4 protein-coding genes are annotated in these 4,368 nt (G+C 36.3%); all 4 read left to right on the forward strand.

Annotation, left to right across the window (positions count from 1 at the left end; all coding sequences use genetic code 11):
- Positions 1-22 precede the first annotated feature (22 nt).
- From mnmG to QZ019_RS09385, 4 genes are read left to right on the forward strand one after another with little or no spacing between them, the layout of a single operon-like run.
- Entirely contained in the window at positions 23-1,924 is a 1,902-nt protein-coding gene (gene mnmG, locus QZ019_RS09370; RefSeq protein WP_294564223.1) for a tRNA uridine-5-carboxymethylaminomethyl(34) synthesis enzyme MnmG, read from the forward strand.
- 9 nt (positions 1,925-1,933) lie between these two features.
- A complete protein-coding gene (gene rsmG, locus QZ019_RS09375; RefSeq protein WP_294564226.1) occupies positions 1,934-2,596 on the forward strand; it encodes a 16S rRNA (guanine(527)-N(7))-methyltransferase RsmG in 663 nt (220 codons plus the stop codon).
- Positions 2,597-2,606: 10 nt separating this feature from the next.
- On the forward strand, positions 2,607-3,374 hold the full coding sequence (locus QZ019_RS09380; RefSeq protein ID WP_295484510.1) for an AAA family ATPase: 768 nt from the start codon (positions 2,607-2,609) through the stop codon (positions 3,372-3,374).
- A 14-nt stretch (positions 3,375-3,388) separates the two neighbouring features.
- Positions 3,389-4,294 carry a ParB/RepB/Spo0J family partition protein gene (locus QZ019_RS09385; RefSeq protein WP_009143841.1) on the forward strand — a complete coding sequence of 302 codons (906 nt, stop codon included), beginning with the start codon at positions 3,389-3,391 and terminating at the stop codon, positions 4,292-4,294.
- The last annotated feature ends 74 nt before the right edge of the window (positions 4,295-4,368 follow it).

The following is a 4,368-nucleotide window of genomic DNA, read 5'->3' on the forward strand; positions in this document are numbered from 1 at the left end:
GTTAATTTATTAAATAATTATTATGGATAACGCTTATCTTTCAGAACAAAGAATATTTGATGTAATTGTTGTAGGTGCCGGACATGCCGGAATTGAAGCAGCCGGTGCTGCAGCAAGAATGGGATGTAAAACCCTACTTTTAACTCATAATATCGAAACAATCGGTGAAATGTCATGTAATCCGGCTTTCGGCGGAATCGGTAAAGGTCATTTACTGCGAGAAATTGATGCAATGGGCGGAATTTGTCCTAAAGCAATTGATCGTGCCGGAATTCAATTTCGTACTTTAAATTCATCAAAAGGACCGGCAGTAAGGGCAACTCGTGCTCAAACAGATCGTCATTTATATAAAGAAGTAATAAGAAAAACTCTTACTGATTATCCAAATTTAACAATTTTTCAGCAGCCTTGTACCAAACTTATTTTTGACGGTGAAACTTTAAGCGGTGTCGATACTGCGGCAGGTATCCAATTTAGAGCAAATGCCGTTGTTATTTGCTCTGGTACTTTTTTAAACGGATTGATTCATATTGGCTTAAATCATTATCAGGGCGGTAGAGCCGGAGATCCTGCTTCTATAGGTCTTGCTGAAAATTTAAAAGAGTTAGGTCTTAAAGTAGGCAGATTAAAAACCGGAACACCTGCACGTATCGTTTCTTCATCTATTAATTATTCAAAAATGCAAAAACAGGATCCTGAGTATCCGCAGCCGGTTTTTTCATTTATGGATGAAGCTGATGTTCATCCGACACAAGTACCTTGTTATATTACAAGAACTAATGAGATAACTCACGAGATCATTCGTTCAGGTCTTGATAGAAGTCCTCTTTACTCCGGAGTTATTCATAGTGTAGGTCCTCGTTACTGTCCGTCAATTGAAGATAAAGTAGTACGTTATCCAAATCGCACTTCTCACCAGATTTTTATTGAGCCTGAAGGTTTAACTTCTCCTTTGGTTTATCCTAACGGTATATCAACATCTTTACCTTATGATATTCAGGAAAAATTCATTCATTCAATTGAAGGTCTGGAAAATGCAGTTATCGCAAGACCTGGCTATGCAATTGAATATGATTTTTACGATCCGCGCGAATTATCCGTGTCAATGCAGTCTAAGAAAATAAAAGGATTGTTTCTTGCTGGACAGATTAACGGAACAACCGGATATGAAGAAGCCGCAGCACAAGGACTTTTGGCAGGAATTAACGCTGCTTTATTCATAAAAGGTAAAAAACCTTGGTTCCCGTCACGCAATCAGGCTTATATCGGTGTAATGATGGATGATCTTTGCACTTTGGGCACGAAAGAACCTTATCGCATGTTTACCTCTCGTGCTGAATATCGTTTGATGCTGCGAGAAGATAACGCAGATTTACGTTTAACCCCTATTGCTTATGATTTAGGTCTTATTGACGGTGAACGTTATAGTGCTTTTGAAAAGAAGGTTAATGAAATTGAAAGAGAAAAAGCAAGATTAAAATCTACTTTGATAAAACCTTCTTCTGATGAAGCTAAAGAGCTTTCTAAAGTTTTAAAGACTCCCTTGTCAAAGGAGCAGAAGCTAGAAGAAATTTTGCGTCGTCCTGAAGCTAATCTTGATAATTTGCTTAAAGCCTGCAGTCTTGATCCTATAGTTTCAACCGATCAAGCTCGTGAACAGGTAGAAATTCAGATTCGCTACCAAGGCTATTTAGAGCATGAAATGGAAGAAATCAAAAAGCGTGAGCAGAATGAAAAAACTTTGCTGCCGCTTAATTTTGATTATAAAAACATTAGTGCTTTATCAAATGAAGTTGCTCAAAAACTTAATGAATATAAACCTGAAACTTTAGGTATGGCATCACGTATTTCAGGCGTAACTCCTGCAGCAATTTCAATTTTGATGGTTCATTTAAAGAAGTTAAATTTAATCGGTAAAAATTAAAGGCACAGCATGAGTTTTAATAAACACACAGCCTTACCACAGGCTGATTATCTCTTTGAAAAAATCAAAGATCTTTTGCTTAAGACTACAGTTGCTTTTGATGATGATAAAGTACAAAAGCTTGCAGAGCTTGTTGTACTGTTATGTAAATGGAATAAGGCATTAAACTTAACCTCGATAAAAGATCCTGATGATATGGTAGTACTGCATATTTTAGACAGCGCTGTCATTTCACCTCTTTTACAGGGAAAAAATATTGCTGATGTTGGGACAGGAGCAGGCTTCCCCGGATTGGTTTTAGCAATATTAAATCCTGATAAACACTTTACTTTAATTGATTCTGTAGCAAAGAAATTATCTTTTGTTAAAAGTGCTGCAGTTCAGCTTAAACTTGAAAATGTCACTTTAATAAATGATCGCTGTGAAAATATAAAGCCGCTTACGCCATTTGACTGTATAGTAAGCAGAGCTTTTGCTCCATTAGGACGTATGGTTGAGTGGTGTAATCATCTTCTTGATGATAAAGGGATATTTATCGCCATGAAGGCAAATCTTGAAGACAGCGAGATAAAAGAGTTACCGCTCTTTGTTAAAATAAAGAAAATTGAAGAATTAAAAGTCCCGACTTTAAATGCAGAACGAAAAGCTGTTTTTATAGAAAAAGCGGAATAAGGATTTAAATATGTCCAGGATTATAGCTATCGCTAATCAAAAAGGCGGTGTCGGAAAAACAACAACCTGCGTTAATTTAGCTGCATCCCTTGCTTCATTACAGAAAAGAGTCTTAGTGATTGATTCTGATCCGCAAGGAAATGCCACAATGGCGTCAGGAATTAATAAATTTGAACTTAAAAAGACAATTTGCCAAGTTTTAATAGACGGAATGGATATTCGTGATTGTCTTATTGAAGAGACTAACGGTGCCTTTCATTTAATTCCTGCCAATGAGGATTTAACTGCCGCAGAAGTAAAGCTTCTTGATTATTTGGCAAGAGAATTCAGATTAAAAAATGCTTTAAATGATATAAAAGATAATTACGATTATATTTTTATCGATTGTCCGCCTTCTCTTAATTTACTTACCGTTAATGCCATGTGCGCAGCCGACAGTATTCTGGTGCCGCTGCAGTGTGAGTATTTTGCTCTTGAAGGTTTGACTTTGCTTATCGACACTGTCGATCAATTAGCTCATGCAGTAAATCCCAAACTTAAAATAGAGGGAATTTTACGTACAATGTTTGATAATCGTAATCGTTTGTCAAGCGATGTTTCGGATGAGTTAAAGCGTAATTTTGATACTTTAGTTTATGAAACTATTATTCCGCGAAATGTAAGACTTGCAGAAGCTCCAAGTTTTGGAAAGCCTGCAATGTATTACGATAAATCATCGATGGGATCAAAGGCTTATATGGCATTAGCTCATGAGATGTTGCAAAAAGACGGAAAATAAAGAGGAATTTTGAAGTGGCAGGTTTAGGCAGAGGTTTAAACGCGTTACTTAGCGAAAGTAAAGCCCGCGCACAACGTGAAGAAAATATTTTATTATCACAGCAGCGTGAGTTTAAGACTGAACTTAAAAATACTGTGTTGAATTTAAAGCTTGATTGTTTAATTCCGTCGCCTTATCAGCCGCGTCAGAATTTTGATAGTGAAGCTTTAAATGAACTTGCTTTATCAATAAAGGAGCACGGTCTTTTAGAGCCGTTACTGGTTAAATCCAAAGATGACGGCAAGTATGAAATAATCTGTGGAGAAAGACGTTACCGGGCTGCAAAAATTGCCGGTCTTTCTGAAGTTCCTTGTCTGGTTCGTGACGTTCTTGAAAAAAATGCTTATGCGATAGCGTTAATTGAGAACATTCAAAGAAAAGATTTAAATCCATTGGAGCAAGCTTCGGCTTTGCTGCAGATGATGAAAGAATGTTCATTAACGCAAGAGGATCTTGCTAAAACTTTAGGCAAATCAAGAAGCAGCGTTACTAACATTTTGCGTCTGAATCAGTTAAATGAAAATGTAAAAAAGTTTCTGCTTGACGGCAGTATTGAAATGGGACATGCAAAAGCCATTTTGAGTCTTGATAGTGAACTTCAGGAAAAAGCTGCCAAAATAGTGGTATCGAAAGGATTAAACGTAAGACAAACGGAAGCTTTTATAAAAGAGCTTAAAGATGAGTCTGATAAGGATTTAGGATCATCAAAAGCTAAGTTTGAAAAAAGTGCAATGTATAAGGATTGGGAAAAAGCTTTAAATTCAAGTTTGCATGGTGCTTTAGTAAAATTTACTCCGCAAAGTAATGAAAAAGGAAAAGTGGTTTTATCTTATAAAAGCAAAGAACAGCTCGAGGCAATAATTAAGCTTTTTGGTGTTTAGTTTTGTTAATTTCTAATAACAGCAAAGTAAAAAAGAGTCCAAGTTTTTATCATTTTTTAAAGAACGAGGCTCTT

The sequence above is a fragment of the uncultured Succinatimonas sp. genome, assembly GCF_905203285.1.
Classification (GTDB): Bacteria; Pseudomonadota; Gammaproteobacteria; order Enterobacterales; family Succinivibrionaceae; genus Succinatimonas.

Coding starts and splice junctions, on each gene's coding strand:
- QZ019_RS09380 (WP_295484510.1), top strand. CDS start 2,607: ATGTCCAGGATTATAGCTATCGCTAATCAAAAAGGCGGTGTCGGAAAA.
- rsmG (WP_294564226.1), top strand. CDS start 1,934: ATGAGTTTTAATAAACACACAGCCTTACCACAGGCTGATTATCTCTTT.
- mnmG (WP_294564223.1), top strand. CDS start 23: ATGGATAACGCTTATCTTTCAGAACAAAGAATATTTGATGTAATTGTT.